At 44.6% G+C, this 25956-nt stretch carries 25 protein-coding genes; 17 read left to right on the top strand and 8 right to left on the bottom strand.

What is annotated here, in order from left to right; translation table 11 throughout:
• Positions 1-116 precede the first annotated feature (116 nt).
• From DXB15_RS07130 to groL, 3 genes are all read left to right on the top strand, one after another.
• Entirely contained in the window at positions 117-926 is an 810-nt protein-coding gene (locus DXB15_RS07130) for a Cof-type HAD-IIB family hydrolase (protein WP_118702450.1), read from the top strand.
• Positions 927-1174: 248 nt separating this feature from the next.
• Positions 1175-1459, top strand: a complete 285-nt coding sequence (gene groES, locus DXB15_RS07125; RefSeq protein ID WP_118702449.1) for a co-chaperone GroES — start codon at positions 1175-1177, stop codon at positions 1457-1459.
• 141 nt (positions 1460-1600) lie between these two features.
• A complete protein-coding gene (gene groL, locus DXB15_RS07120; protein ID WP_118702448.1) occupies positions 1601-3226 on the top strand; it encodes a chaperonin GroEL in 1626 nt (541 codons plus the stop codon).
• 246 nt (positions 3227-3472) lie between these two features.
• Here groL and DXB15_RS07115 read toward each other — a convergent pair whose 3' ends face one another.
• The 6 genes from DXB15_RS07115 to DXB15_RS07090 all read right to left on the bottom strand — a co-directional run bounded on the left by DXB15_RS07115 (position 3473) and on the right by DXB15_RS07090 (position 9154).
• Positions 3473-4243: a LamB/YcsF family protein gene (locus DXB15_RS07115; RefSeq protein ID WP_118702447.1), complete on the bottom strand. Its 771-nt coding sequence runs from the start codon at positions 4241-4243 to the stop codon at positions 3473-3475.
• 33 nt (positions 4244-4276) lie between these two features.
• Positions 4277-5623, bottom strand: coding sequence for an acetyl-CoA carboxylase biotin carboxylase subunit (gene accC, locus DXB15_RS07110; protein WP_118702446.1), 1347 nt, complete (start codon positions 5621-5623; stop codon positions 4277-4279).
• A gap of 12 nt (positions 5624-5635) precedes the next feature.
• Positions 5636-6070 (bottom strand): acetyl-CoA carboxylase biotin carboxyl carrier protein, encoded by a 435-nt coding sequence (accB, locus tag DXB15_RS07105; protein WP_109215437.1) that lies wholly within the window; start codon positions 6068-6070, stop codon positions 5636-5638.
• A gap of 104 nt (positions 6071-6174) precedes the next feature.
• The gene (locus tag DXB15_RS07100; protein ID WP_109215438.1) at positions 6175-7182 is read right to left on the bottom strand and encodes a biotin-dependent carboxyltransferase family protein; all 1008 of its coding nucleotides are present in this window, start codon (positions 7180-7182) and stop codon (positions 6175-6177) included.
• A 3-nt stretch (positions 7183-7185) separates the two neighbouring features.
• On the bottom strand, positions 7186-7914 hold the full coding sequence (gene pxpB / locus DXB15_RS07095) for a 5-oxoprolinase subunit PxpB (protein ID WP_118702445.1): 729 nt from the start codon (positions 7912-7914) through the stop codon (positions 7186-7188).
• A gap of 16 nt (positions 7915-7930) precedes the next feature.
• Complete coding sequence (locus DXB15_RS07090) at positions 7931-9154, bottom strand: NRAMP family divalent metal transporter (RefSeq protein WP_109215440.1); 1224 nt, start codon at positions 9152-9154, stop codon at positions 7931-7933.
• Between the two features lie 240 nt (positions 9155-9394).
• On the opposite strand from DXB15_RS07090, the gene DXB15_RS16910 reads away from it, so the two are divergent.
• The 10 genes from DXB15_RS16910 (at position 9395) to DXB15_RS07050 (ending at position 22492) form a co-directional block, all read left to right on the top strand.
• A complete protein-coding gene (locus tag DXB15_RS16910) occupies positions 9395-9565 on the top strand; it encodes a hypothetical protein (protein WP_158582209.1) in 171 nt (56 codons plus the stop codon).
• A 263-nt stretch (positions 9566-9828) separates the two neighbouring features.
• On the top strand, positions 9829-10005 hold the full coding sequence (locus tag DXB15_RS16905) for a hypothetical protein (protein ID WP_158582208.1): 177 nt from the start codon (positions 9829-9831) through the stop codon (positions 10003-10005).
• 277 nt (positions 10006-10282) lie between these two features.
• The gene (locus tag DXB15_RS07085; RefSeq protein ID WP_118702444.1) at positions 10283-11719 is read left to right on the top strand and encodes an NAD(P)/FAD-dependent oxidoreductase; all 1437 of its coding nucleotides are present in this window, start codon (positions 10283-10285) and stop codon (positions 11717-11719) included.
• Between the two features lies 1 nt (position 11720).
• Positions 11721-12986 (top strand): NAD(P)/FAD-dependent oxidoreductase, encoded by a 1266-nt coding sequence (locus tag DXB15_RS07080; protein ID WP_118702443.1) that lies wholly within the window; start codon positions 11721-11723, stop codon positions 12984-12986.
• Complete coding sequence (locus tag DXB15_RS07075; RefSeq protein ID WP_118702442.1) at positions 12986-13351, top strand: DUF1667 domain-containing protein; 366 nt, start codon at positions 12986-12988, stop codon at positions 13349-13351. Before DXB15_RS07080 ends, DXB15_RS07075 begins: the two co-directional genes overlap by 1 nt.
• 338 nt (positions 13352-13689) lie before the next feature.
• Positions 13690-15192, top strand: a complete 1503-nt coding sequence (glpK, locus tag DXB15_RS07070; RefSeq protein WP_118702441.1) for a glycerol kinase GlpK — start codon at positions 13690-13692, stop codon at positions 15190-15192.
• A gap of 351 nt (positions 15193-15543) precedes the next feature.
• Positions 15544-16557, top strand: a complete 1014-nt coding sequence (locus DXB15_RS07065) for a LacI family DNA-binding transcriptional regulator (protein ID WP_118702440.1) — start codon at positions 15544-15546, stop codon at positions 16555-16557.
• A gap of 139 nt (positions 16558-16696) precedes the next feature.
• Positions 16697-20866, top strand: coding sequence for a carboxypeptidase regulatory-like domain-containing protein (locus DXB15_RS07060; protein WP_118702439.1), 4170 nt, complete (start codon positions 16697-16699; stop codon positions 20864-20866).
• Positions 20867-21088: 222 nt separating this feature from the next.
• The gene (locus tag DXB15_RS07055) at positions 21089-21919 is read left to right on the top strand and encodes a C40 family peptidase (protein WP_118702438.1); all 831 of its coding nucleotides are present in this window, start codon (positions 21089-21091) and stop codon (positions 21917-21919) included.
• A gap of 48 nt (positions 21920-21967) precedes the next feature.
• A complete protein-coding gene (locus tag DXB15_RS07050) occupies positions 21968-22492 on the top strand; it encodes an adenine phosphoribosyltransferase (protein ID WP_109216986.1) in 525 nt (174 codons plus the stop codon).
• Between the two features lie 61 nt (positions 22493-22553).
• On the opposite strand, the gene DXB15_RS17860 is transcribed toward DXB15_RS07050, so the two are convergent.
• Positions 22554-22814 carry a LysR family transcriptional regulator substrate-binding protein gene (locus DXB15_RS17860; protein ID WP_431733523.1) on the bottom strand — a complete coding sequence of 87 codons (261 nt, stop codon included), beginning with the start codon at positions 22812-22814 and terminating at the stop codon, positions 22554-22556.
• On the bottom strand, positions 22801-23220 hold the full coding sequence (locus tag DXB15_RS17435) for a LysR family transcriptional regulator (protein WP_256385910.1): 420 nt from the start codon (positions 23218-23220) through the stop codon (positions 22801-22803). The genes DXB15_RS17860 and DXB15_RS17435 overlap by 14 nt, the downstream gene beginning before the upstream one ends.
• Before the next feature lie 123 nt (positions 23221-23343).
• On the opposite strand from DXB15_RS17435, the gene DXB15_RS07035 reads away from it, so the two are divergent.
• The 4 genes from DXB15_RS07035 to DXB15_RS07020 all read left to right on the top strand — a co-directional run bounded on the left by DXB15_RS07035 (position 23344) and on the right by DXB15_RS07020 (position 25950).
• Positions 23344-23517, top strand: coding sequence for a fumarate hydratase (locus DXB15_RS07035; protein WP_347562910.1), 174 nt, complete (start codon positions 23344-23346; stop codon positions 23515-23517).
• 246 nt (positions 23518-23763) lie between these two features.
• On the top strand, positions 23764-25134 hold the full coding sequence (locus DXB15_RS07030) for a carboxyl transferase domain-containing protein (RefSeq protein ID WP_118702436.1): 1371 nt from the start codon (positions 23764-23766) through the stop codon (positions 25132-25134).
• A gap of 20 nt (positions 25135-25154) precedes the next feature.
• Positions 25155-25547, top strand: a complete 393-nt coding sequence (locus DXB15_RS07025; RefSeq protein WP_118702435.1) for an OadG family protein — start codon at positions 25155-25157, stop codon at positions 25545-25547.
• Positions 25548-25578: 31 nt separating this feature from the next.
• Positions 25579-25950, top strand: coding sequence for a biotin/lipoyl-containing protein (locus DXB15_RS07020; RefSeq protein ID WP_118702434.1), 372 nt, complete (start codon positions 25579-25581; stop codon positions 25948-25950).
• Positions 25951-25956 lie beyond the last annotated feature (6 nt).

Raw genomic sequence — 25956 nt, 5'->3', positions numbered from 1 at the left:
CATTGAGCAAGAAGCCCCCACTTCAAAATCTGTGATTTAAGTGGTGGGAGCATGTCACTTACAGGAAAGCACAGAAAACAGTAACTCTGATCCGGGAAGGTGAAGGCAATTTTCTGATGAAACAGAGGAAGGAAGCAAAAGAACATATGGCAGCAATTTTTTTTGATATTGACGGAACTTTATGGGACAGGGAAAATAACATTCCACAGAGTACCAGGGATGCGATCAGGCAGCTTCGGGAGCATGGACACAAGACATTTCTTTGCAGCGGCCGGACCAGGATCTTTATTAACAGCGAGGAACTGCTTGGAATGGGATTTGACGGCATTATCAGTGGTTGTGGTACCTTTATAGAATATGAGGGAAAAGATCTGCTGTACAAAGAGATTGACCGGGAATTATTGAAAAAGACAGTGCAGATATTTTATGATTATGATATTGCCATGGTGATGGAAGGTCGGCATATGCTTTACATGGATGCAGATGAGATCAGTAGAGATGCTTATGGAAGATATCTGCTGGACGTAATGAAAGATTGTATGCTTCCGATTCGAAATCATGAGGATCAGTGGGAAGCCAGCAAGTTTTCTGTATTAATTCACGACAGAGACTACCCGGCAGTGATCGAACTGTTGAAGGATGATTATGATTTCATGGTTCACGGTGATATCGCAATGGAAGTAGTACCGAAAGGATACAGCAAAGCCAGCGGAATTGCATTTGTATGTGAGAAACTGGGCATTGATGTAAAGGATACGTATGCATTTGGTGACAGTGCCAATGATGTCGATATGCTGGATTTTGTCGGTGTGGGTGTTGCCATGGGCGATGGAACAGATGTAGCCAAAGAACATGCGGATTATGTGACAAAAGGACTTCATGAGGATGGTATTTACCATGCGCTGAAACATTTTGAACTGATTTAGCAAATTAGCCCCGTGAAGGTTTTATCTTTTTAACCACATTATAAAAATGAAAAAGTGAGAAAAAAAGAGAAAAAAAGAGTATATATGAGAATATATGTGAAAATATATGTATAAATACGAATCAATTTAGTTGCGATTCAGGTACAAAATAACTATTATATGACTATCGGTTAGCACTCAAAAGAAATGAGTGCTAATAAAACAGAAGAAAGCATAATACTTATATATAGAATAAGGAGGAACACATCATGAAATTAGTACCATTAGGTGACAGAGTTGTATTAAAACAGGTAGAAGCAGAAGAGACCACAAAATCAGGTCTGATCCTTACAACAAGTGCACAGGAGAAACCACAGGAAGCAGAAGTAATCGCTGTAGGACCTGGCGGAATGGTAGACGGTAAAGAAGTAACCATGCAGGTAAAACCGGGTGATAAAGTTATTTATTCTAAATATGCTGGTAACGAAGTAAAATTAGAGGGTGAGGAGTACATCATCGTAAGACAGAATGACATCCTTGCAATCGTTGAGTAATTATATTTCTGGAAAATATCAGAGTAAAACAGGCTTTCACAAAGAAACCTGAAAATCAGAATAATAAAATAGAAAAGAACATATGCATAGAAACAGATTATGCATAGGCTATAGGTTAATGAATGAAGGAGGAAATTCATCATGGCAAAAGAATTAAAATATGGATCAGAGGCAAGAAAATCTCTGGAAGCTGGTGTAGATAAATTAGCAGATACCGTTCGTGTTACATTAGGACCAAAAGGAAGAAACGTTGTTCTGGACAAATCTTTCGGCGCTCCGCTGATCACAAATGATGGTGTTACAATCGCGAAAGACATCGAGCTTGAGGATGCATTCGAGAACATGGGTGCACAGCTTGTAAAAGAGGCAGCTACAAAGACAAACGATGTTGCCGGTGATGGTACAACAACCGCTACTGTTCTTGCTCAGGCAATGATCAAAGAGGGAATGAAAAACCTGGAAGCAGGTGCAAACCCGATCGTAATGAGAAGAGGTATGAAGAAAGCAACTGAGGCAGCTGTAAAAGCAATCGCAGCTATGAGCCAGAAAGTGGATGGAAAGAACCATATCGCGAAAGTTGCAGCAATCTCCGCTGGCGATGAGACAGTAGGAAACATGGTTGCAGATGCTATGGAAAAAGTTTCCGCAGACGGCGTTATCACAATCGAAGAGTCCAAGACAATGCAGACAGAGTTAGACTTAGTAGAAGGTATGCAGTTTGACCGTGGATATATTTCCGCATACATGGCAACTGATATGGACAAAATGGAAGCAAACCTTGATGAGCCATATATCCTGATCACAGATAAAAAGATCACAAACATTCAGGAAATCTTACCACTGTTAGAGCAGATCTTACAGACAGGCAAAAAATTACTCATCATTGCTGAGGATATCGAAGGTGATGCATTAACAAACCTGATTGTAAACAAATTACGTGGAACCATTACTGTTGTCGGTGTAAAAGCTCCGGGATATGGTGACAGAAGAAAAGCAATGCTGCAGGATATTGCAATTCTGACAGGTGGTACAGTAATTTCTTCCGAACTTGGTCTGGAATTAAAAGACGTAACACTGGCACAGCTTGGTCAGGCTAAATCCGTTAAAGTTCAGAAAGAGAACACGATCATCGTTGACGGTGAGGGTGATTCCGAGGCAATCAAAGCAAGAGTTGCTCAGATTCGTGCAGAGATTGAGACAACAACATCTGATTTCGACCGTGAGAAATTACAGGAGAGACTTGCTAAGATGGCAGGCGGCGTAGCAGTTATCCGTGTTGGTGCAGCTACAGAAGCAGAGATGAAAGAAAGCAAACTGCGTATGGAAGACGCTCTGGCAGCTACAAAAGCAGCTGTAGAGGAAGGAATCATCGCAGGTGGCGGATCCGCATACATCCATGCAACAAAAGAAGTTGCAAAACTTGCTGAGACACTGGAAGGCGATGAGAAGACAGGAGCAAAAGTAATCCTGAAAGCTCTGGAAGCTCCGTTATTCTACATTTCCGCAAATGCAGGTCTGGAAGGCGCTGTTATCATCAACAAAGTTCGTGAGAGCGAGCCGGGTATCGGATTTGATGCAGCAAAAGAAGAGTATGTAAACATGGTAGACGCAGGAATCCTTGATCCTGTAAAAGTAACAAGAAGTGCATTACAGAACGCAACAAGCGTTGCTTCTACCTTATTAACAACAGAGTCTGTTGTAGCAGATATCAAAGAGCCGGCTCCGGCAATGCCAGCAGGCGGTGCACCAGGAATGGGAATGATGTAATTCGGCAGAGTGCCTGTAATTTATAATTTTGGTTATTGAAGCCCGGAGAACCAGAAAAGAATACCGCAGCCTGAGACGGCAGCTTGTATTATTTTCTGGTTCTCCGGGCTATTTAAACTGAGAAAATATCTAAATGTAAATCTGTGTATTTACGATATAAGCAGGAGTGAAAGTCCGAAAATAATACAAGCAGACGTCTTAGTCTGCGGTATTCTTTTCGGACTCTCCTTCCTCATAAAACAAACGTTATTTCACAATTTCGGCTAATGGACGGATTTTAATATCATTTTCGGTAAGTGCCTTACGGATTTTTTCTACGAAAAGCAGTGCTTTTTCACCATCTCCGTGTACGCACACGGAATCTGCCTGAATCGGAATATCCTTTCCGGTCACAGCAGTAACAACGCCTTCTTTTACCATACGAATGACGCGGGCAATTGCCTCATCCTCATCTTTGATCAGCGCGCCTTCCTTACGGCGGTTGACCAGTGTGCCATCTTCTTCATAGCCACGGTCTGCAAATACTTCGCTGGCCGCTTTTAATCCACAGTCTTTGGCAGCGCGGATCATTTCACTTCCGGATAATCCCATGACAATGATCTCAGGATCATAGTCGCGGATCGCCTCACAGATGGCCATAGACAGCTCATAATCCTTGGCTGCCATGTTGTATAAGGCTCCATGTGGTTTGACGTGCTGCAGGCGCATTCCGTTTGCCTGACACATGCCGCCAAGGGCACTGATCTGATACAGGGTGTAAGCTTTCGCTTCTGCCGGGGAGATTGCCATATTTCTGCGTCCAAATCCCATGAGATCCGGAAGTCCCGGATGTGCACCAATCTTGATGCCTGCCTCTTTGGTGCGGGCAATGGATTCCAGTATTACGACAGGATCGGATGCATGATAACCGCAGGCAATGTTTGCAGAAGAAATAAGAGGAATGATTTTTTCATCCATTCCGATGGTATAGCGGCCGAAACTTTCGCCAAGGTCACTGTTTAAGTCTACCTGATACATGGTAAAGACCTCTCTTTCTGATTTGAAAATTTATTAGTCCAGACGTAAAATCCGTTCAATAAAGCCGGTATCGGCTTTTCCTTCGCAGAACTCTGGATTTTTCAAAATACGATACTGAAAATCAAGGTTGGTTTCCATACCCATGATTACCATTTCGTCCAGCGCGGAGCGCATTTTCTGCAATGCTGCATCACGATTCGGTGCATGAACAATGACTTTTGCAATCATGGAATCGTATTCGGATGGAATTCGGTAGCCAGTGTAAAGGGCAGTATCTACGCGGACGCCGTTTCCAGATGGCAGATGCAGATGTTTGACCACACCCGGACTTGGCATAAAGTTTTTCTCAGGGATTTCCGCATTGATACGACACTCAATGGCATGACCACGCGGAGTGACATCCTTCTGGGTAAAACTTAACGGCTCACCCATAGCCACGCGAATCTGCTCAATAATGAGGTCTGTGCCGGTGACCATTTCTGTGACACCGTGCTCTACCTGAATACGGGTATTCATTTCCATGAAATAGTAAGTGCCTTTTGGATCTACGATAAATTCAACGGTTCCGGCGTTTGTATAATTTACAGCTTTTGCTGCAAGAATCGCGTCATGATTCATAGAAGCACGCATTTTTTCCGTGATGGCAGGAGACGGGGACTCCTCAATCAGCTTTTGGTGATTTCGCTGTACGGAGCAGTCACGCTCGCCAAGAGCAACCACATTTCCGAAGTTATCTGCCATGATCTGAATCTCTACGTGGCGTGGATTTTCAATGAATTTTTCAATATACATGGTGTCATCGCCAAAGGAATTGGCTGATTCACGCTGTGCCATATTGAAATTAAATTCGAATTCATCTTTGGATTTTGCCACACGCATACCTTTTCCACCGCCGCCGGAGGAAGCCTTGATCATAACCGGGTAACCGATCTCATCGGCAAATTTTTCACCGGTTTCTGCATCGTAGACAGGCTCTTTTGTGCCTGGAACGACAGGAACATTGGCATCCATCATTGTTTTGCGGGCGTGGGATTTGTTTCCCATGCTGTTGATGACATCGGCAGTCGGTCCGATAAAGGTGATACCATACTCGTCACAGAGACGGACAAAATCTGCATTTTCGGATAAAAATCCGAAGCCCGGATGAATGGCATCAGCGCCGACATTGCGGGCAGCTGTGATGATGCGCTCCATATTCAGGTAATTGTTGCGGGCAGGGCCTTCTCCGATGCAGACACGCTGATCTGCCAGCTGTACGTGAAGACTGTTTTTATCTTCTTTGGAGTAAACGGCGACGCTGCGGATGCCCATGTTGCGGCAGGCGCGGATAATGCGGACCGCGATTTCTCCACGATTTGCGATTAATATTTTGTGAAACATCAGCAGGCCTCCTTAGTCATCCAGTTTTTTTACCTTAAACAGTGGCTGGCCATATTCGATCTTCTGCTCATTGCTGGCCAGAACGGCTTCGATTTCACAGTCAAAATCACTTTCAATCTCATTCATCAGTTTCATTGCTTCCAGAATGCATACGGTCTGTCCGGCTTTGACTCTGTCACCGACTTTTACGAAGGCTTTTGCTTCCGGAGACGGAGCGGAATAGAAGGTGCCGACGATCGGGGAGGTGATGTAGGTTTCGTCCTCTGCTTCTTCTTCAATCGGGGCAGCAGGAGCAGTCTGTGCAACGGTGACTGCTGCTTCTCCCGGAACACCCATGGTTCCGCGGCGGCTCATTTTGATCTTTGTATCGCCTTCCTGAATGGAAAACTCCAGCATGGAGGAATTTTCGATAATCTGTACAAGTTTTTCAATCTGTTGTAAATCCATGATAGTTTGTTACTCCTTTGATGTTCAATAAAAAGGATTCTATAGGAAGATCCTGTGAATGTATTTTCAATCTGTTGCTACAGAATCCTGTAATAGTTCAGTAGCTAGTCCTGAAACAGTTTTGATAAACGTTTTGCCACAAGTCTGCAGTCCAGAACTTCTTTACACGGCTGATAAATTTGTTTGCGGAATTCCTGCAGTTCATGAAGTTCATCCTGCATGAGCTGCTGGGCTTCTTCTACGGTAACTGCCTGAAAACGTACCTTGTGGTCTGTTTTTCGCTGAACCAGTTTCGGAATGTCCACGGAAATGACAGTGGCAATTTTTGCATACCCGCCGGTGGTTTGACGGTCGGAAAGCAGAATGATCGGTTTTCCGTGGCTTGGCACCTGAACAGATCCGAAGGCAATTCCGTCTGAAATGATATCGGAAGTGGTCTTGTATGCGATGAACGGTCCTTCCAGACGGCATCCCATACGGTCAAATTCACTGGTTACGGTATATTCGGATTCCAGAAATGTCTTTCTGCCTGCTGCGGTAAATGCTTTATCCTGTGGTCCCATAATGACACGCAAGGTCACTTCATCCTGATCAAATTCATCCAGATCCAGAGTACGGGACAAGTAATATGGTAAATATCTGCGTTTGATACGGAAACCAACATAATCCCCATCCATCAGACGGCGTCCTTTGTATCCGCCAATGGAGCATTTGATGTTGGTAGAACGGCTTCCCATAACCACCGGAATGTCCAGATAACTGGAAAAAGCGATGTAGCCACGGCTGCCGGTTCTGGCGCCGCGGAAGGATAAGATATCACCACGGTGCATATAGACTGCGGTATAGTTTTTGATGGGTTTGCCGTTTACCTGTGGCTGGAAATCGCCGCCGGTGATGGCAATAATGGTTTCGGAAGTAAATTCCAGTGTCGGTCCCATCAGGGTAAATTCAAGGACTGCTTCGTTTTCCGGATTGTCTAAAAGCAGGTTTGCAATTTTAAAGGAGCGCACATCCATGACACCGGACACACCGAAGCCCTGGCTCTGATAGCCGGTTCTTCCAAGATCCTGTACAGTTGTGAGCATGCCGCCTTTTAATACACGAACGCCCATGGGTTACACCTCCTTTTGATGAATCGTGCAGGTATAAGTACCTTTTTCCACTTCATCTTTGATTGCTGTAAAATCAGATTCGCTGACTGGGACAAAACGGATGTAATCGCCGGCTTCAAAAAGAATCGGAACTTCACGGTTCGGATCATACGTTTTTACCGGAGTCAGTCCCAGTAACTGCCATCCTCCCGGTGAATCTAACGGATAGATACCGGTCTGGGAACCGCCGATGCCGACGCTTCCGGCTGGGATTTTGATACGCGGATTTGCCAGACGCGGAGTGTGGATGCGTTCATCCAGGCCGCCAAGATAAGAAAATCCCGGCAAAAATCCAAGCATGTAGATCAGATAGTCACTGGAAGAGTGAATATCAATGACTTCCTGCGGGGTAAGGTTTGCGTGTTTTGCAATGTTTTCCAGATCCGGGCCGTATTCGCCGCCGTAGCACACCGGAATTTCAAAAATACGGGAAGAAGATGCTTTTTTGCTGACTTCCAGTTTTAATAATTTTTCCAGACGGCGTTTTAATTTGCGGTAGTCGATAACGCGCGGATCATAGTTGATGAGAAGGCTTGTGAATGCAGGAATCACATCTGTGACACCTTCCACATGCTGTTCTCTCATCAGATGCACAAACGCAGTGATCTGTGCATTGATTTCCGGAGAAATCTCCTGCCCAAACTGAATGAGCAGGGAGGAATCTCCGGCGGTAAGAATTTTTGTGTCTTTCATAATTGATCATGCTCCATTATGCAAAAAGTGTTGCAAGGTTTCCGAGGGATGTGATGCCAAGGTATGCGGAGATGACAACAACAACGATACCAAGGATCAGCAGCCAGGTCGGATGATGGTAATCCTCACCCATGATAGTCTTCTTTTTGGAAGCTATCAGGCATACACCAAGGGTAATTGGAAGGATCAGTCCGTTTAAAGCTCCTGCCAGAACAAGCAGAGTAGCAGGCTGACCGATCAGTGCCATAACGACGGTGCTGAGGATGATGAATCCAACGATAAACCATTTTTCATTTTTTTCGATAAATTTACTGAATGTCTTCAGGAAAGATACGGAAGTGTACGCGCAGCCTACGATAGAGGTGATGGCAGCACACAGAAGTACCAGTCCAAAGAAGCGGTATCCGATCTGACCTGCACCGATCTTGAATGCATCAGCGGCAGGGTTGGACGGATCCAGTGTATGTGCACCGGAAGTTGCAGTAGCAACAACGACGCCAAGGATGGCGAGGAATAACAGTACACGGACGATGGTTGCGATACCAAGTCCCATAACAGAACTTTTCTTAATTTCACCAAGGTTTTCTTTTTTCGTGATACCTGCATCGATCAGACGATGTGCACCGGCAAAGGTGATATATCCGCCAACGGTTCCGCCAAGCAGTGTCAGGATGGCAGGGAAAGTGTCGCTCATTGCTGCAGATGGTGCAACGGTTTCTTTTAAGGCATAGCCAACTGGTGGGCGGACAATAAGGATCACAACGAAAATAACGGCAATCATAAGTCCACCAAGTACTTTTGTCAGGGTATCCATGGCTTTTAATGCATTCTTAGATAAGAAAACAACGACTGCAATGGCACCTGCAAGGAAATATCCAACTGTTGTCGGAATGCCGAGTAAGGTGTTAAAACCAAGGGCTCCGCCGCCGACGTTACCGATGTTAAATACAAGACCACCGGCTACGACCAGGAATGCTACCACATAACCAAGTCCTGGAAGCACTTTGTTTGCAACGTCTTGTCCACGCATACCGGATACGCAGAGTACACGCCATACGTTTAACTGTACAATGGCAGCCAGTACGATGGAAATTAAAATAACAAAGCCGAAACTTCCATGTAGGCTGTCCGTGAATTTTCCGGTCTGGGTCAAAAATCCCGGACCAATGGCGGAAGTCGCCATAAGGAATGCGGCACCGATCAGGGCACCAGCGTTTTTTTTCTGATTGTTTTTGTTCATACAACGCTCCTTCACAAATTTAATATCTATATTATTATACATAATTATAAGAAGAAGTACAAATTTTTTTGCTTTTATGTATTGGGAGTGTCCGGTCCGAGAGTCAGAAAAGAATGTCGCAGACTAAGACGTCTGCTCTCATTATTTTCTGACTCTCGGACTTACGTTTACGAAGTTGGCAATTATCGTATGAAAAAGACTTATAATTAACAAACTGACAAGAAATGGAAAATTAAAAAAGTGCGGCAATGTTGTCCGGAACTCAATCTGGAAGAGGGAGATTTCCTGACGGAACTGGTCTGTGAAAAGGAGCTGTTGCAGCAGAATACAGAAGAACAGTTCTCTCTGGAACTGACTTTGGAAGGATTAAATCATACCGTTTCGGCAATTTTTCATCTCAGTCTGAGTTGAGACTCCCACTTCTGCAAGTGGTGAGTAGTAACAAGTATTTCTCAGTGGGAGTTCAATCTCCGACTGAGATAAATGCTCCGCGAGGGCGCACATTGTCTGGGAGACAATGGTTTTGCGCCGACCGGAACGGAGTGTAGAGTGCAGTGATTCTGAAAAGAAGATGTCAGCTTTCGCTGACCAGAATCACGCACCAAGTCTCACGTGCGTTCGACTTGAATTATATAAAGAAGCAAACAAAGGAAATACAGGGTACGGGGCTTGACATGGCAATCACGAAAAGCCTGACAGATGCAATGGGTGGAAATATCCGGGGAGACAGTACGCTTGGAAAGGCAGTCGTTTTTGTGTTGAGATTCCGTTTGCGGTATCTGCTGCTGAGATGTACAACGCTGTCTGGATGCGGGGATGAATGCCCATATTGCAAAACCGGTGGATTTTGATAAATTGAAGGAAATATTGCAAAATTTGTAGTAGTAACTTGAGTCTGGTGGCAATAAGTGTTACAATGAACCCAGAAAATAACATATTGATTTGCATGAGATTATGAGCTGAGCAAAAAGGAGACCATGAAGATGGTTTATTTTTGTTCGGCTCTTTTTAATTTCACCAGGTTCAAGCAGATTTTTAGAAAAGTGTATAAATAAGTATTTATGAATGAAAAAATATTTGATGAGTTGGATCTGAAGGAAGCGAAACTGAGAAAAGGAGAGCGATTTTATGTATGATGTAATGATCATTGGGGCAGGTGTCACCGGAAGTGCCATTGCCCGGGAGCTGATGCGAAAGAAACGAAACATTGCGGTACTGGAGCGCTGCAGCGATATCTGTGAAGGTACCAGCAAGGCAAACAGCGGTATCGTGCATGCGGGATTTGATGCGACACCGGGAACCCTAAAAGCGAAAATGAACGTACAGGGAAGCCGGATGATGGAAGCACTTTCAAAGGAACTGGATTTTTCCTATAAACGAAACGGTTCGCTGGTACTTTGTTTTAATGAGGCGGACAGACCAAAGCTGGAGCTGCTTCTGGAAAAGGCAGAGAAAAATGGTGTAGAAGGATGCGAGATTATTTCCGGCGACGAAGTGCGGCAGATGGAACCGCAGGTGTCCGAACAGGTTGTGGCAGCACTGTATGCACCGGCAGGCGGCATTGTATGTCCGTTTGGATTGACAATCGCACTGGCAGAAAATGCATGTACCAACGGCGCAGAGTTTTTGTTAAATCAGGAAGTACAGAAAATTGTGAAAAAGGACGGATATTATGAGATTCATACGCAGGATCATGTGTATGAGACAAAACTGGTGGTAAATGCCGCCGGAGTTTACGCGGACGTTTTCCACAACATGGTCAGCGAACATAAAATTCAGATCATCCCACGAAAAGGCGAGTATTGCCTGCTGGATAAAAAGGTTGGAGACTTTGTATCCCATACGATTTTCCAGCTTCCGACAAAGTATGGAAAAGGTGTGCTTGTAACGCCGACTGTACATGGCAATCTGATGCTGGGACCGACCGCGGTAGACGAATCAGATAAGGAAAATATCGCAACCACAGCAGAAGGTCTGGAAGATCTGCAGCAGCGTGCGCTATTTAGTACACCGAACCTGCCAAAACGTCAGACTATCACATCCTTTGCCGGTTTGCGGGCGCATACAGAGAAAAATGATTTTATCATTGAGGAAGTGGCAGATGCGCCGGGCTTTATCGATGTGGCCGGGATTGAATCTCCGGGACTTTCCAGTGCACCAGCCATTGGCGTTTATGTGGCAGAATTGATTGAAAAACTGCTTCCGGCAGAGGATAATTTGGAGTTTGTATCTACCAGAAAAGGTGTGGTCTGCATGGAAGAACTGACTGTGGAAGAACGCCATGCGATGATTCAGAAAAATCCGGCATACGCAAACGTCATCTGCCGTTGTGAGATGGTGACAGAGGGTGAGATTTTAGATGCAATCCACCGCCCATTGGGAGCGACAACACTGGATGGCGTAAAACGCAGAACCCGCGCCGGAATGGGGAGATGTCAGGCAGGATTTTGTTCCCCGAAGACCGTGGAGATTCTTGCAAGGGAACTTGGATGCGACATCAGTGAAATTACGAAAAAAGGCAGAAATTCAGGATTCCTGACCGGATATGATAAGGAGGATCTGTAGCATGAAAACGAAAATTGCGATTATCGGCGGCGGACCTGCAGGTTTGGCAGCAGCGGTTGCGGCACGAAAGGCCGGTGTGGAAGATATTTTAATACTGGAACGTGATGAGCAGCTGGGCGGAATTTTAAACCAGTGTATTCACAATGGATTTGGACTGCATACCTTTAAGGAAGAACTGACCGGACCGGAATATGCGGCACGTTTTATTGCGGAAGTGGAAAAGATGCAGATCCCATATCTGCTGACAACCATGGTGGTGGATATCAGTCCGGATAAAAAAATTACCTGCATGAACCGGGAGCAGGGGATGTTTGTGGTAGAGACAGAAGCCATCGTTCTGGCCATGGGATGCAGAGAGCGCCCGCGGGGAGCCTTAAATATTCCGGGCTATCGTCCGGCAGGCATTTATTCCGCCGGAACAGCACAGCGTTACGTTAATATTGAGGGACGGATGCCGGGCAAAAAAGTGGTTATTCTTGGTTCCGGGGACATCGGACTGATCATGGCACGACGTATGACCTTTGAAGGTGCAAAAGTGCAGGTGGTGGCAGAACTGATGCCGTATTCCGGCGGCTTGAAACGAAACATTGTACAGTGTCTGGATGATTATAATATTCCATTGAAACTGAGTCATACCGTGGTGGATATCAAAGGAAAAGACCGGGTAGAGGCAGTGACCATCGCGCAGGTGGACGAGAAGTTAAAACCAATTCCGGGAACAGAAGAAACCTACGAATGTGATACCTTACTGTTATCCTGTGGTCTGATTCCGGAAAATGAGCTTTCCGGAAAATTAGGTGTGAAATTAAGTCCGGTGACTTTCGGACCGGTAGCCAATGAGAGCCTTGAGACAAATATTCCGGGTGTGTTTGCATGTGGAAATGTCCTGCATGTGCATGATCTGGTGGATTATGTGTCAGAGGAAGCCGGGGCGGCAGGAACGTTCGCGGCAGAATATGTGACACAGCAGTTTGCGGAAGATGCAACAGAAATCAATATTTGCCCGGAGGGTGGTGTGCGCTATACGGTGCCGTCTTCCGTTCATCCGCATCGGATGCAGGACAAACAGATTGTACGCTTCCGGGTCGGAAATGTATACAAAAACTGTGAGCTTTGTGTTTATTTTGACGATACCTGTATCATGCGTTTAAAAAAGAAAGTTATGGCACCGGGTGAAATGGAGCAGGTGATTTTGCAGAAGAAAAAACTGCAGGAATATGAGCATTTATCCAAAATAACAATTCGAATCGAACAGGGGGAAGCATAATGGAACGAAAAGAACTGATTTGTATCGGCTGCCCGCTGGGCTGTAATCTGACAGTGGAAATGGATGGCGTGCAGGTGATATCCGTAAGTGGAAATACCTGCAAACGCGGGGATGATTATGCCAGAAAAGAGCTGACAGATCCAAGAAGAATCGTGACATCCACGGTTCCGGTAACGGGCGGCAATCTGCCGGTGGTATCGGTGAAAACGGCATCGGATATTCCAAAAGGGAAAATCCGGGAATGCCTGATGGCATTAAAAGGAGTGACACTTACAGCACCGGTTCAGATTGGGGATGTGATTGTGAAAAATGTGGCAGATACCGGTGTGGATGTGGTTGCAACCAAAGAGATACAGTGTTCCTGAAAGCATTGTTTATGGTCTTAATAAGGGGATTTTACGATGAGACCAGATGCCGATAATGTGAAAAAATCTGCTGTTGAAAGATAGGAATAGATACGATAATATAAAAATATATATACAGAAGTGTTTTACATAATAATTTACTATGAGAGAACAGCATCAGGATTGTATATCAGATGGGAGCCAATCCCCCATCTGATATAGCCTCCGGCAGGATTACAGAGGTGCGCAGTTGAAGTATGTCATGCAAGTGCATGACGCGCACCTCGCAACAAGAATGCCGGAGCATTCTTGAATATGAAAAATATGTATAAATAAGAGAACTATGAGGAGAAAAAATCATGGGGAAAAAATATATTATGTCATTGGATCAGGGAACCACAAGCTCCCGCTGTATTTTATTTGATCATGAAGGAAATATCTGTGGTATGGCACAGAAGGAACTGACACAGATTTATCCGCAGCCGGGCTGGGTGGAGCAGAATCCACGGGAAATCTGGTCCACACAGTTATCTGTATTGGCGGAAGCGATCGCGGTTACGGGTACAACTCCGGAAGATATCGAAGGCATCGGTATCACGAATCAGCGTGAGACAACCATCGTATGGAACCGACACACCGGTGTCCCTGTATACAATGCGATTGTGTGGCAGTGCCGCAGAACTGCGGATCAGATCGAACGTTTGAAAGAGGAAAAATTTGACGAACTGATCCGGGAAAGAACCGGACTGATCGCAGATCCTTATTTTTCTGCAAGCAAGATCGCATGGATTCTGGACAATGTAGAAGGCGCCAGAGCGCAGGCAGAAGCCGGTGATCTGTTATTTGGAACCGTGGATACCTGGCTGATCTGGAATCTGACCGGAGGCACAGTGCATGTGACGGATTATTCCAATGCATCCAGAACGATGCTGTATGATATTCATAAATGCTGTTGGGATAAGGAGATTCTGGCAAAATTTAACATTCCGGAAAGTATGCTTCCGGAGGTAAAACCATCCAGTTATATTTATGGACATACCGATCCGGCAGTGACCGGCGGAGAGATTCCGGTGTGCGGAGCAGCGGGAGATCAGCAGGCAGCATTGTTTGGACAGAGCTGTTTTGAAAAAGGTGAAGGAAAAATTACATACGGAACCGGATGTTTCCTGTTGATGAATACCGGAAAAGAGCCGATCGCATCAAAAAATGGTCTGCTGACCACGTTGGCTGCCAGTATCAGCGATGAAGTGGAATACGCGCTGGAAGGAAGCGTATTTGTGGCAGGCGCAGCGATCCAGTGGCTGCGGGATGAAATGCGTATGATCAAAACTGCACGCCAGTCAGAGGAATACGCAGACGAAGTACCGGACTGCAAAGGCGTTTATGTGGTTCCTGCTTTTACCGGAATGGGTGCGCCGTACTGGGATTCTTATGCGAGAGGCACGATCGTAGGCGTGACCAGAGGATGCAAAAAAGAACATTTTATCCGTGCAACCTTGGAGTCCATTGCTTATCAGGCTTATGATGTCATTGCAGCGATGGAAGAAGATGCCGGAGTCAAAATGACACATCTCAAAGTGGATGGCGGAGCCAGTGCCAATAATATGCTGATGAAATTCCAGGCAGATATTGCAGGCATTCGTGCAGAGCGTCCGAAATGTATTGAGACAACAGCACTTGGCGCGGCTTATCTGGCAGGACTGGCTGTAGGCTATTGGAGCAGTAAAGAAGAAATTCGCAAAAACTGGAATCTGGGACGGACATTCGAGCCGACCATGGAAGAAGCAGAGCGTGCAAAACTGTTAAAAGGATGGCATCGTGCGGTGCGTTGTGCACTTGCCTGGTCTCAGGATGAAGACTAAACGAGTGAAGCGCAAGGGGCATGTTTGGTACGAAGAACAAGAAAGAAAAATAGAATAAGCGATTAAGTAATTTAGAAAGAACTGCTTTTATGTGACGATGATACATAGAAGCAGTTCTTTTTCTGTAATTGTAATCAGTACAACCATGTAAGTCATACAGTTGCAAGAATGTGTGATAACAGCTTCCATGGAATGAATGTCTTACAACTGTTGCGCAAAATTGCGCAAACTAACAGAAAATATGTATAATTTACAGAAAACAGAGGAATGATTTTATGAAATAAGCAAATTGACGATAAAATGATATCAAAGTAATATAGATATATACAAAATTAACAGAAAAAATGGGAGATGAGTAAAGCAAGTGGGGATACAAAAATAACGATTGAGCAAATTGCGCAAGATTTAGGATGTTCCAAGACAACCGTATCGAGAGCTTTATCCGGAAAAGGCCGGGTGGGGAAAGAGATGCAAAAGAAAATCCTTGCCTATTGTAAACGAATCGGATATCAGAAAAAAGAAACAGATGTTTCAGATGAGACATTTAAGACATCCAACCTTGGAGTTCTGCTTCCGGCAGATCAGGAACTGAATGAAATACCATTTTTCCAACAGTGTCTGATGGGAATCTGTGAAACAGCTGCCAGCAAATTGTATGAGGTACTTGTGATCATGCTGGAGGCGAACGATCTGTCCAGAGTCAAACGGGTGGTTCAGGAAAATAAAGTGGATGGAATGATCGTAACCCGGGCGCTGACCAATGATCCGGTGATCCAATATCTGGAAAGTGAGCATGTACCGCTGGCGGTTATCGGGGAAGTGAAAGGACACGAAGCACTGTATGTGGATGATGATACGGTGGAAGCCTGTACGCAGATGACAGATTATCTGTTGGGACGGCGCATCAACCGAATGGCATTGATTGGTGGAAACGAACAGCATACGGTTACACAGAAACGTTTGCGCGGATTTGAGAGAGCACATGAGATTTATTACAAGAAAATACCACAGGATCTGGTGTATTTAAATTGCGCGACGAAAGCAGATGTCTTTGCCGCAGTGGAAGAACTTGCAGAAAAATGTGTGGAATGTATTGTGTGCATGGATGATAAAATTTGCAGCCATGTACTGATGAAATTAAACCGCATGCATTTGTCGATTCCAAAAGACATAAAAGTAGTGTCTTTTTATGATAGTTTTTTTCTGCAAAATTACATACCGCCGGTTACTGCGATTTCCTTTGATGAGCAGGAGCTTGGACGGCTTGCATGTGAAAAACTGATCGGATGGCTGGAATCCGGGGATGCGGGTGAGAAGATTTCCCCGGGGTTTGATCTGGTATTACGGGCATCTACCAAAATGTAGATACTAAGAGCAATTTTTTAAAACACATTAGCAAATAAACACAATGAAAACAAAGAAATTGTGGTTTATAATGAGCGCAAGAAGTTAAAGGGCAAGAAGGATAGTAAAACTTATAAGAAAAAAGAGGAGGATATGAAAAATGAAGAGAAAAGGGATTCCAATGAAAGCATTTGCCTGCCTGCTGGCAGCGGCAATGGCAATGTCACCAATTACAGGTGTTTCTGCAAAAGCAGCAGATACCACAGCTGTATCTAACCAGATTGAAAATGATATATTCTGGCACGATACGGACGGAAATCCAATTTATTCTCAGGGTGGTGGAATTTTTAAATTTACAGTTGATGGAGTGACGAAATATTACTGGTATGGTGTAAAGTATGACGAAAGTGAGATATACTATAACGATTCCAGTAAAGCACAGAAGAACAACCATTTTGCAGGCGTAACCTGTTACAGCTCCACGGATTTAACGAACTGGAAGTACGAGGGCGACGTGGTAGTTCCGGAAGAAATTACAAAACGTGAAGAAATGGATAATCAGGATGTGGAATGGGTAGGACGTCTTGGTGTTGCATATATGGAAGATACCGGTAAGTATGCACTGTTTGTACAGCATGAATGTGCAGATCCGGATAATAAGCTGGATAAAAATCAGACAGATAATTACAGCAAACAGGTACTGGTACTTACTTCTGACAGTCCGACTGGACAGTTTAAATGGAATCAGCGTATTGATATGAGAGACTATACTGGCGGAACAACAAATACCGGTGATCAGACCGTATTTACCGATGAAGATACCGGAAAAGATTATCTGGTATATTCCTATGGTTCCGGACGAGGCAAAATCTTTATCTCTGAGATTCAGACACAGGCAGATGGTAAAGTAGGACTTGGACCTTCTTATATGGTATACAAAGGAGCAGGGCGTGAAGGAAACTGCATGTTCAAGTACAATGGCAAATATTATATCTGCGCATCAGATTTGTATGGATGGAATGCTTCTCATGCATATTATATGGTACTTGATAGCTTAGATGAGTCCTATCTGGCTGCAAAAGCAAAGAATCCAGAGACAAATATGAAGATAATGCCGGGCTGCAGCGATGACTTCTGCCATGTAACCCAGACTGGATTTTTCTACACCGTAAAAGGAACCGAGCAGGAGACCGTATTATTCTGTGGAGACCGTTGGGCAGATTTTGCCAGAAACGGACTTGGTTATAACCAGTGGTGCCCGTTATCTTTTACAGAAGACGGAACTCCATATTACAATTCTCTGAGTGCATGGAATCTGGACGCAGAGACTGGAACATGGACGGTTGCAGATAAAAATAACTATGTAAAAAATGGCAGCTTTGATGCAGATCGTGTGGGCAGTACAGCGTTGGCAGGCTGGACGAATCAGGTGACAAAAGGAAAAAGCCCGATTAATAACAATGGAACCACAACAACCGGAAAATATGCACTGCGCCTGGGCGACAGCACAGATTTCTCCTGTGGCGTATCACAGACGATCCAGAGTAATCAGTATGTTGCCCTGCCGGATGGAACTTATGATATGAGTGCCAAAATTAAAAATGGTGGAAACTTCCAGAAACTGCAGATGTATGCAGAATCCGGTGATGTATCCATGAACATCGATATTCCACAGAATCAGTCAGAATGGACAGACGTTACAATGAAAAATGTAACTGTTTCCGGCGGAAAAGTAACGGTTGGTTTCAAGGCAGACGGAGAAGCAAATGCATGGTGCAATATTGATGATGTTACCTTTGTGAAATCTACCGATGCAGTGGAAATGGGAAAAGTTTCCGGAACAATTTCTTCTGATCTGACCGGTGAAAATCTGATTTTACGTGCACAGAGTGAGACAGGGGATGTTTATACAAAAACAATTCTGCTGGATGGAGAAAAAACAGACTATAGCTTTGATTCCTTAAAACCGGGTAAGTATACCATCAGTGCTGAATTAGATGGAGCCGAGATTGAGGGACCAAACAGCAGCGTAGAAGTTGTATCTGGTCAAAGTGTCAGCGGCATTGATTTTTCCGTAAAAAATCTGTCCGGAAATATTGCAGGAACCGTTACAAGCGGTAATGCTGCACTGGCAGGTGTAACGGTAAGCTTAAAACAGGGCGATACCGTTGTGGCACAGACTGAGACCGATGCGAGTGGACAGTATCAATTCCGTAGGATTCCGGCGGGTACATATACTCTGAGTTTTGAAAAAGGTACTTATGAGACAATTTCAGATGTTGAAATACAGGTAACAAAAGGGGAGGAAACTTCCGTTTCCAATCAGGAAATGAAGAGTATGTCCGGTGACCTGAGCGGCTTTGTTTTCCTGACAGATGGAACACCGGTAAGCAATGCATCTGTATTACTGAGAAAAACAGACAACCGAGCAGATACTTTGACTTATACAGCACAGACAGATGAAAATGGAAAACTTGCGTTAAACGGAGTAGTTCCGGGAACTTATCAGGCAATTGTTACTTCCGGTAGTCTGACCGCTGTTAAATCCAATATTGTAATTACTGAGAATAAAGAGACAACCATGCCGGTACTGATGTCAAAAGAGAAGATTACGGTTCCAAATGGAGATTTTGAAACAGCATGGTCAAATAAAAGATCAATTCCAAACTGGTCTCTTGAAGGTACAGGAGCTTTTCTGGAAAATAAAACACCTTATGCGGGAAAAACACGTATCAGCTTCTGGAGCAGCAGTGCATTCCTTGGACATATTTACCAGACTTTAACAGGATTGGAGAATGGAACCTATTATGTGACTGCCATGATAAAAGGTGATTACGCTGACGGAGATGAGAGCTATCTCTATGCCAAGGACAGCGCGGGTAATGTTATCGCAAAACAGGATATGCCGATTTCCGAAAACGACTGGGTCAAAGTTGGTATTCCGGTGAAAGTAACAGATGGAACCATGACCATTGGTGTATATGGAAAGATGAGCGGAAGCATGTGGATGAATCTGGACAATGTGGAAGCATATTATGCAGGTCCGACAGACACTGACGTTGACGCAACCGAAAAACAGATTGATGCACTTGGAGATATTACCTTAGCCAGCGAAGATGCGATTGCAGAAGCACGAGCAGCGTATAATGCGTTGACTGATTTACAGAAGATGCAGGTAAACAATTACGAGACACTTCAGAAAGCCGAAGAAAAACTTGCGGAACTGAAGGAAGATGCAGCAAAGGTAAAAGCTGTAGAGAGCCAGATTGACGCACTTGGAGATATTACCTTAGCCAGTGAAGACGCAATTACAGAAGCACGGGCAGCATATGATGCATTGACAGATGCGCAGAAAGCACAGGTAAGTAATTACGAAGCACTTCAGAAAGCAGAAGAAAAACTTGCAGAACTGAAAGAAGATGTAGCAAAAGTAAAAGACGTCGAGAGCAAGATTGATGCAATCGGAACTGACATTACTTTAGAGAGCAAAGGTGCGATTGCAGAAGCACGAGCAGCATATGATGCATTGACAGATGCGCAGAAAGCACAGGTAAGCAATTACGAGGCACTTCAGAAGGCCGAAGAAGAATTTGCGTCATTGACGGCGTATGGAACAGGCATTTATACGGTTGATGGAGAAGATGTATATTATCTGAATGGAACACGTCAGTACGTTACAGATGTGGCTAAAGTAAATGGAACCTGGTACAATCTGGTAAATGGTGTGGTACAGAAGAAAGTGACTGTTGCTAAAAACCACAATGGCTGGTGGTACATCAACAAAGACGGAAAAGTAGACTTTAATGCCAATACCGTAGCAAAGAACGAAAATGGCTGGTGGCTGATCCGCAGCGGAAAAGTAGACTTTAATGCTAATACAGTAGCAAAGAATGAAAACGGCTGGTGGTTGATCCGCAACGGAAAGGTAGATTTTAGTGCCAACACAGTAGCAAAGAACGAAAACGGCTGGTGGCTGATCCGTAACGGAAAAGTAGATTTTACTGCCAACACAGTAGCAAAGAATGAAAACGGCTGGTGGTTGATCCGCAACGGAAAGGTAGATTTTAGTGCCAACACAGTAGCAAAGAACGAAAACGGCTGGTGGTTGATCCGCAATGGAAAAGTAGACTTTAGCGCCAACACAGTAGCAAAGAATGAAAATGGCTGGTGGCGTATTGAAGGTGGAAAAGTTAATTTCAATTTTAATGGAATTGCAAGCAACGAAAATGGTCGCTGGTACATCAGAAACGGAAAAGTTGATTTTTCCTATAATGGATATGTAACACAGAATGGTGTGCGGTATCACGTTGTTAACGGAAAAGTCAAATAACAAAAACTTATGAAACGAAAATATGGTTGATTTAGTGAAAGCTGGATCAACCATATTTTTTTCACGGTCGAGAAGACTTCCGCTCTATAAGTGGGGAGTAATAACAAGTCCGTATATGTGTGAATGTTTTTGCCTAAGAAATAGCAGGTTGTGTGTTATATGATCAACTTTTACAGATAGTTTCATACTAATTAATAGATAGAGAATGAAAAGGGATGGAAAATGACCATGATGAACCTGCAAAGTAATCTGACGGGACAGGGATTAGCAGATTTCGCAGAAGGCAGAATCGGAACGCCATATTTTTATGGAGCGAAAATCTCTCATGGAATTTTGACAGAAGAATTTGTGCAGGAACTACACGAAAAACTCCCGGATCTGGTAACGGATGATTATGTGGAACGGGCAAGACAGCAGGGACAGGTTGGAAAAGTGAATACCGATTGTTCCGGACTGATCGGGGCTTATCTGGGCGTGGAGTTGAGCTCAGCGCAAATGTATGCGGTGGCAGATCAACGAATTGTGTATGAAACGTATGCATGGCTCCCCGTAGGAACCGTACTCTGGAAACCAGGGCATGTGGGTGTTTTTCTTGGCAAATGTGATGGCGCGTATCGTTGTGTGGAAGCAAAAGGAATCAATTATGGAACCATCTACTCAAATGTAACCGACAATGACTGGCAATATGGTCTGCTTTTTCCGTGGGTAAGTTACGATATGGAGAATTGCAGGTCGGATACCATGACAGAAAAATTCAGTATTACACGAAAAGGTGAAAATCCATATTTACGTCCATATGTATGGATCATGCAGCCAGAAGAAGCAGCACAGCATCCGGCTGTAAAAAAGATCACTCACGGAGAAGGCGTTCGCTGGCTGCAATGGGAGCTTTGTGAGGCAGGCTATCCCGTTTCTGTAGATGGCGTGTTTGGTTCAAAAACAAAAACTGCCCTGCAAAAATTTCAGATTTCCTGCGAACTGCGTCCGGATGGAATCGCAAAATTTGAAGAACTGGGAAAAATCTCTTTATCTCCCGGAAGTTTTCATGTATAATAACAAGGTTGAGTGATAATCCAAAATACAGGAGGAACTATACATATTATGAAAAAAGTAGAAGATTACGTTAGAAGTATCCCTGATTTTCCGGAACCGGGCATTATTTTTCGCGATATAACAACCGTTCTGCAGGATCCGGACGGACTGAAACTTGCCATTGACGGATTAAAAGAGCGTCTGGATGGCGTTGATTTTGACGTGGTAGTTGGAGCAGAATCCAGAGGATTTATCTTTGGCGCACCGCTGGCTTACGAATTTGGTAAAGGTTTTGTACCGGTTCGTAAAAAAGGAAAACTGCCGTGCGAGACTGTTTCTGCAAAATATGACCTTGAGTACGGTTCCGCAGAGATCGAGATGCACAAAGATTCCATCAAACCGGGTCAGAAAGTTGTTGTAGTAGACGACCTGATCGCAACAGGCGGAACCATCGAGGCTGCTATCAAACTGATCGAGAGCCTTGGTGGAGAAGTTGTCAAAGTATTATTCCTGATGGAGCTGGCTGGTTTAAACGGTCGTGAGAAACTGAAAGGTTACGATGTAGAGTCTGTCATTACTTATCCGGGTAACTAAGGACATCGAAGTTCTTTGAAAAAAATTTTCACAGTCAAAGTGAAATAGGAAAAACAAATAGTTAAGAAAAAAGCTTTCTATATAGAAGTGTCAGTTGAATCTGATCGTTTCTATATAGAAAGCTTTTTATATTTTCCGAGTCAAAGCGGGTGCGTAAAATGGCATTCTGCACGGAATCTTTATTAAACAAAATGACATCCTGATGATCCAGATCAGCAGCTGTGATAGAGATATGATCAGCCAGCGGGTGTTCCGGTGAAACACAAAATACGAGCTGGTCGTGAATGAGCACATGACTGTCGAGCTGGTCAATATTGTACATTTCCATGTTTGACGAGAGCCAGATCCAGTTTATCCTCCTGAACCAGATCACAGGCGCGTACAGAACCATACTCCTCCAGTGAGACGAGGGCATCCGGATATTTGGAACGATAGGCATCAATGAGTCCAGGAAAGAAAAAACTGCTGAGCACCGGTGGAATGCCGACATGGATTGGATTTTGCTGAATCCGGCTGCCGTTCAATTCAAACTGCATGTCTTTGCAATACTGCAGAATGTAGTCTGCTTTCTTATAAAAAAGTGCGCCATCTTCTGTCAGAGTGAGTCGGTTGTTAAATCTGGTAAACAGCGTGATGCCAAATTCGGCTTCCAGTTCCCGAATTGCCAGGGAAATGGCCGGTTGCATCACAAAAAGCTGATTTGCGGCAGCAGTTTTTGTTTCTGATATTTGCGATTGTCAGCTTTATATTAGAAAAAATTCCACTGGGGCTTACCGCTACCATCGTAGCGATCGGATTAAATGTGACCGGGGTTCTGGATTAATGCAAATGCAGCAAAAATGGAGAGATTGTTGGAGGACGGAATCAATGCGATCGGTCTTGGACCGCAGGGTATGGGCGGAAAATATTCTGTCATGGGTGTAAATATTGAAAATACGGCACGTCATCCGTCTACCATTGGTGTTGCTGTAAACGTGGGATGCTGGTCACATTGTGATCGACAAAGAGCTGAACGTAGTCTGTGATACACATTCTACCTGGAAATTTGAGTAAAAAATAAGGAGGATAAAAAGATGATTGAAATCAGAGGCGATAAAAAAGGCATTGATTGGTATTTTGTATACTTTGCATAGAATACAAGTGAATTTGCCAAGGAAAGGCACAAAAATGATAGGCAAACAGGAACATTTTTCTTGAATTTTTGTTCAAAATGAAGTAGAATGATTCTGGTATGTTAATAAAATAACAATCTCAAGGAGGTATGAGGCAATATGGCAGAATGTTTAGCGTTAGAGCGAATCAACCGTCTGTTAGATGAGGGTAGTTTCGTAGAGGTTGGCGCATTAGTTTCCGCCCGCATGACAGATTTTACCGTAAATGACCAGTCCGCACCATCCGATGGTGTCATCACAGGTTACGGACAGATCGAGGGCAATCCGGTGTATGTATATAGTCAGAACCGTGATGTGCTGAACGGAACAATGGGCGAGATGCACGCAAAGAAGATCGCAAAATTATATGATATGGCTGACAAGGCAGCAGCTCCGGTGATCGGACTGTTAGACTGTGGCGGCTTCCGTCTGCAGGAGTCTGTAGATGCACTGGACAGCTTTGGCACAGTGCTTGCAAAACAGGCTGAGTATGCGGACAGTGTGCTTCAGATCAGCGCAGTAATGGGTAATTGTGCAGGTGGCATGACATTGATCCCGGCCATGAGTGATTTTGCATTTATGACAAAAGAAGCACAGATGTATGTGAATGCACCGCATACAATTCAGGATAATAAAAAACTTTCCCGTGAGTTCAATTCCGCAGACTATCAGGCAGTAGTTTCCGGACAGGCAGAGGTGCTGGAGAGCGAGGACGCTGTTCTGACAAAGATCCGTGAGCTGGTAGTGATGCTCATCGATGAGGAATACGGACGCTGCGGTGAGGACGATCTGAACCGTTACATCTCTGAAAAAACATGTGCAATAAAAGATGCACGGGCACTGTTAGGCGAGTGTGCAGACGATAAATTCCTGGAGATCCGTCCGGATTATGCACCGGAGATGGTGACAGGATTCCTTACATTAAATGGAATTTTAGTTGGTGCAGTGGCAAATGCCGATGCACTTTATGATGAAAAAGGTGAGAAGACAGCAGACCTGGCTGACGGACTTACCGTAGACGGATGTGAGAAAGCAGCAGCTTTCGTCGCATTCTGTAACGATTGCGAGATTCCGCTTCTGACTGTGACAGCAGCAGATGGATTTGCAGCAGTAGAGCAGACAGAAAAAGGTCTTCCACAGGCTATCGCAAAACTGGTAAAGGCTTATCATGATGGTGGTTTCAACAGTAAAGTAAACCTGATCATGGGCGATACTTACGGCAGTGCTTATGTGGCTATGGGCGCAAGAAGCATCAGCGATGCTGATATGGTATTTGCATGGGATGACGCTAAAGTAGGTATGATGGAAGCTGAAAAAGCAGCAAATATCTTATTTGCAGCTGAAGGAGAGAAAGCAACTGAAAAACAGGCAGCTGCTTATGAAGGAAAACAGAATGCCGTAACTTCCGCAGCAGCAAGAGGCAGTGTGGATGCAGTCATCGCTCCGGCACAGACAAGAAAACATCTGATCATGGCATTTTCCATGTTGTAAAAGAAAGGAAGATAGTGAAGATGAGAAAGAATATCAAAGGGATTGCGGCAGGCAGTCTCGGACTTCTGGCTTTACAGCTTCCGGGGATGACCGTATTTGCGCAGGCAGCAGACAGAAAAGCCCGACTGGCAAATGCATTACAGAATACAGTCCTTGGTATGGGAACGGTATTCGTTATGCTGATCGCAATTGCGCTGATCATTTACTGTTTCAAGATCATTCCTGTGATCCAGAAAAAATTTGCAAAAAAAGCAGAACCGGAAGCAGAGGTACCAAAGGCAGCACCTGTTGTAGCAGCTCCGGTACAGGAAACAGACGATCTGGAGCTGGTTGCTGTTATCGCAGCCGCGATCGCAGCAAGTGAGAATGTACCGGTAGACAGTTTCAGAGTCCGTACGATCAAGAGACGCTAATCACACCATTTTGTTTAAGGAGAATAGAAAAATGAAAAGTTATACAATTACCGTAAACGGAAACGTATATGATGTAACCGTAGAAGAAAATACAAATGGCGCTCCGGCAGCAGCACCGGCTCCAAGAGCAGCAGCACCGGCACCGGCTCCGGCAGCAAAACCGGCAGCAGCCGCAGGCGCAGCAGGAAGCATTTCCATCACAGCAGGCGCAGCAGGTAAAGTTGTTGACGTTGTAGCAGCACCGGGTGCAGCTGTAAAGAAAGGTGATCCTGTCGTTGTACTTGAGATCATGAAAATGGAAACACCGGTTGTTGCACCACAGGACGGCACAGTTGCCAGCGTAGAGGTTGCAAAAGGTGAGACCGTAGAATCAGGAGCAGTACTTGCTACCATGAACGCATAAGACAGG

The sequence above is a fragment of the Roseburia sp. OM02-15 genome (genome assembly GCF_003481835.1).
Classification (GTDB): Bacteria; Bacillota; Clostridia; order Lachnospirales; family Lachnospiraceae; genus Eubacterium_I; species Eubacterium_I ramulus_A.
The sequence above is the reverse complement of the archived record's forward strand: the minus strand, read 5'-3'. Positions and strand labels throughout refer to the sequence as shown.

Excerpts from the sequence above, each read along its gene's own strand:
- DXB15_RS07130 (WP_118702450.1), top strand. The coding sequence starts at position 117 with ATGAAACAGAGGAAGGAAGCAAAAGAACATATGGCAGCAATTTTTTTT.
- DXB15_RS07050 (WP_109216986.1), top strand. The coding sequence starts at position 21,968 with ATGAAAAAAGTAGAAGATTACGTTAGAAGTATCCCTGATTTTCCGGAA.
- DXB15_RS07020 (WP_118702434.1), top strand. The coding sequence starts at position 25,579 with ATGAAAAGTTATACAATTACCGTAAACGGAAACGTATATGATGTAACC.
- DXB15_RS07060 (WP_118702439.1), top strand. The coding sequence starts at position 16,697 with ATGAAGAGAAAAGGGATTCCAATGAAAGCATTTGCCTGCCTGCTGGCA.
- DXB15_RS17860 (WP_431733523.1), bottom strand. The coding sequence starts at position 22,814 with ATGTACAATATTGACCAGCTCGACAGTCATGTGCTCATTCACGACCAG.
- DXB15_RS07030 (WP_118702436.1), top strand. The coding sequence starts at position 23,764 with ATGGCAGAATGTTTAGCGTTAGAGCGAATCAACCGTCTGTTAGATGAG.
- DXB15_RS07065 (WP_118702440.1), top strand. The coding sequence starts at position 15,544 with ATGAGTAAAGCAAGTGGGGATACAAAAATAACGATTGAGCAAATTGCG.
- DXB15_RS07090 (WP_109215440.1), bottom strand. The coding sequence starts at position 9,154 with ATGAACAAAAACAATCAGAAAAAAAACGCTGGTGCCCTGATCGGTGCC.
- DXB15_RS07055 (WP_118702438.1), top strand. The coding sequence starts at position 21,089 with ATGACCATGATGAACCTGCAAAGTAATCTGACGGGACAGGGATTAGCA.
- groES (WP_118702449.1), top strand. The coding sequence starts at position 1,175 with ATGAAATTAGTACCATTAGGTGACAGAGTTGTATTAAAACAGGTAGAA.
- DXB15_RS07080 (WP_118702443.1), top strand. The coding sequence starts at position 11,721 with ATGAAAACGAAAATTGCGATTATCGGCGGCGGACCTGCAGGTTTGGCA.
- pxpB (WP_118702445.1), bottom strand. The coding sequence starts at position 7,914 with ATGAAAGACACAAAAATTCTTACCGCCGGAGATTCCTCCCTGCTCATT.
- DXB15_RS16905 (WP_158582208.1), top strand. The coding sequence starts at position 9,829 with ATGGCAATCACGAAAAGCCTGACAGATGCAATGGGTGGAAATATCCGG.
- DXB15_RS07085 (WP_118702444.1), top strand. The coding sequence starts at position 10,283 with ATGTATGATGTAATGATCATTGGGGCAGGTGTCACCGGAAGTGCCATT.
- accB (WP_109215437.1), bottom strand. The coding sequence starts at position 6,070 with ATGGATTTACAACAGATTGAAAAACTTGTACAGATTATCGAAAATTCC.
- DXB15_RS07025 (WP_118702435.1), top strand. The coding sequence starts at position 25,155 with ATGAGAAAGAATATCAAAGGGATTGCGGCAGGCAGTCTCGGACTTCTG.
- DXB15_RS07075 (WP_118702442.1), top strand. The coding sequence starts at position 12,986 with ATGGAACGAAAAGAACTGATTTGTATCGGCTGCCCGCTGGGCTGTAAT.
- accC (WP_118702446.1), bottom strand. The coding sequence starts at position 5,623 with ATGTTTCACAAAATATTAATCGCAAATCGTGGAGAAATCGCGGTCCGC.
- groL (WP_118702448.1), top strand. The coding sequence starts at position 1,601 with ATGGCAAAAGAATTAAAATATGGATCAGAGGCAAGAAAATCTCTGGAA.
- DXB15_RS07100 (WP_109215438.1), bottom strand. The coding sequence starts at position 7,182 with ATGGGCGTTCGTGTATTAAAAGGCGGCATGCTCACAACTGTACAGGAT.
- glpK (WP_118702441.1), top strand. The coding sequence starts at position 13,690 with ATGGGGAAAAAATATATTATGTCATTGGATCAGGGAACCACAAGCTCC.
- DXB15_RS07115 (WP_118702447.1), bottom strand. The coding sequence starts at position 4,243 with ATGTATCAGGTAGACTTAAACAGTGACCTTGGCGAAAGTTTCGGCCGC.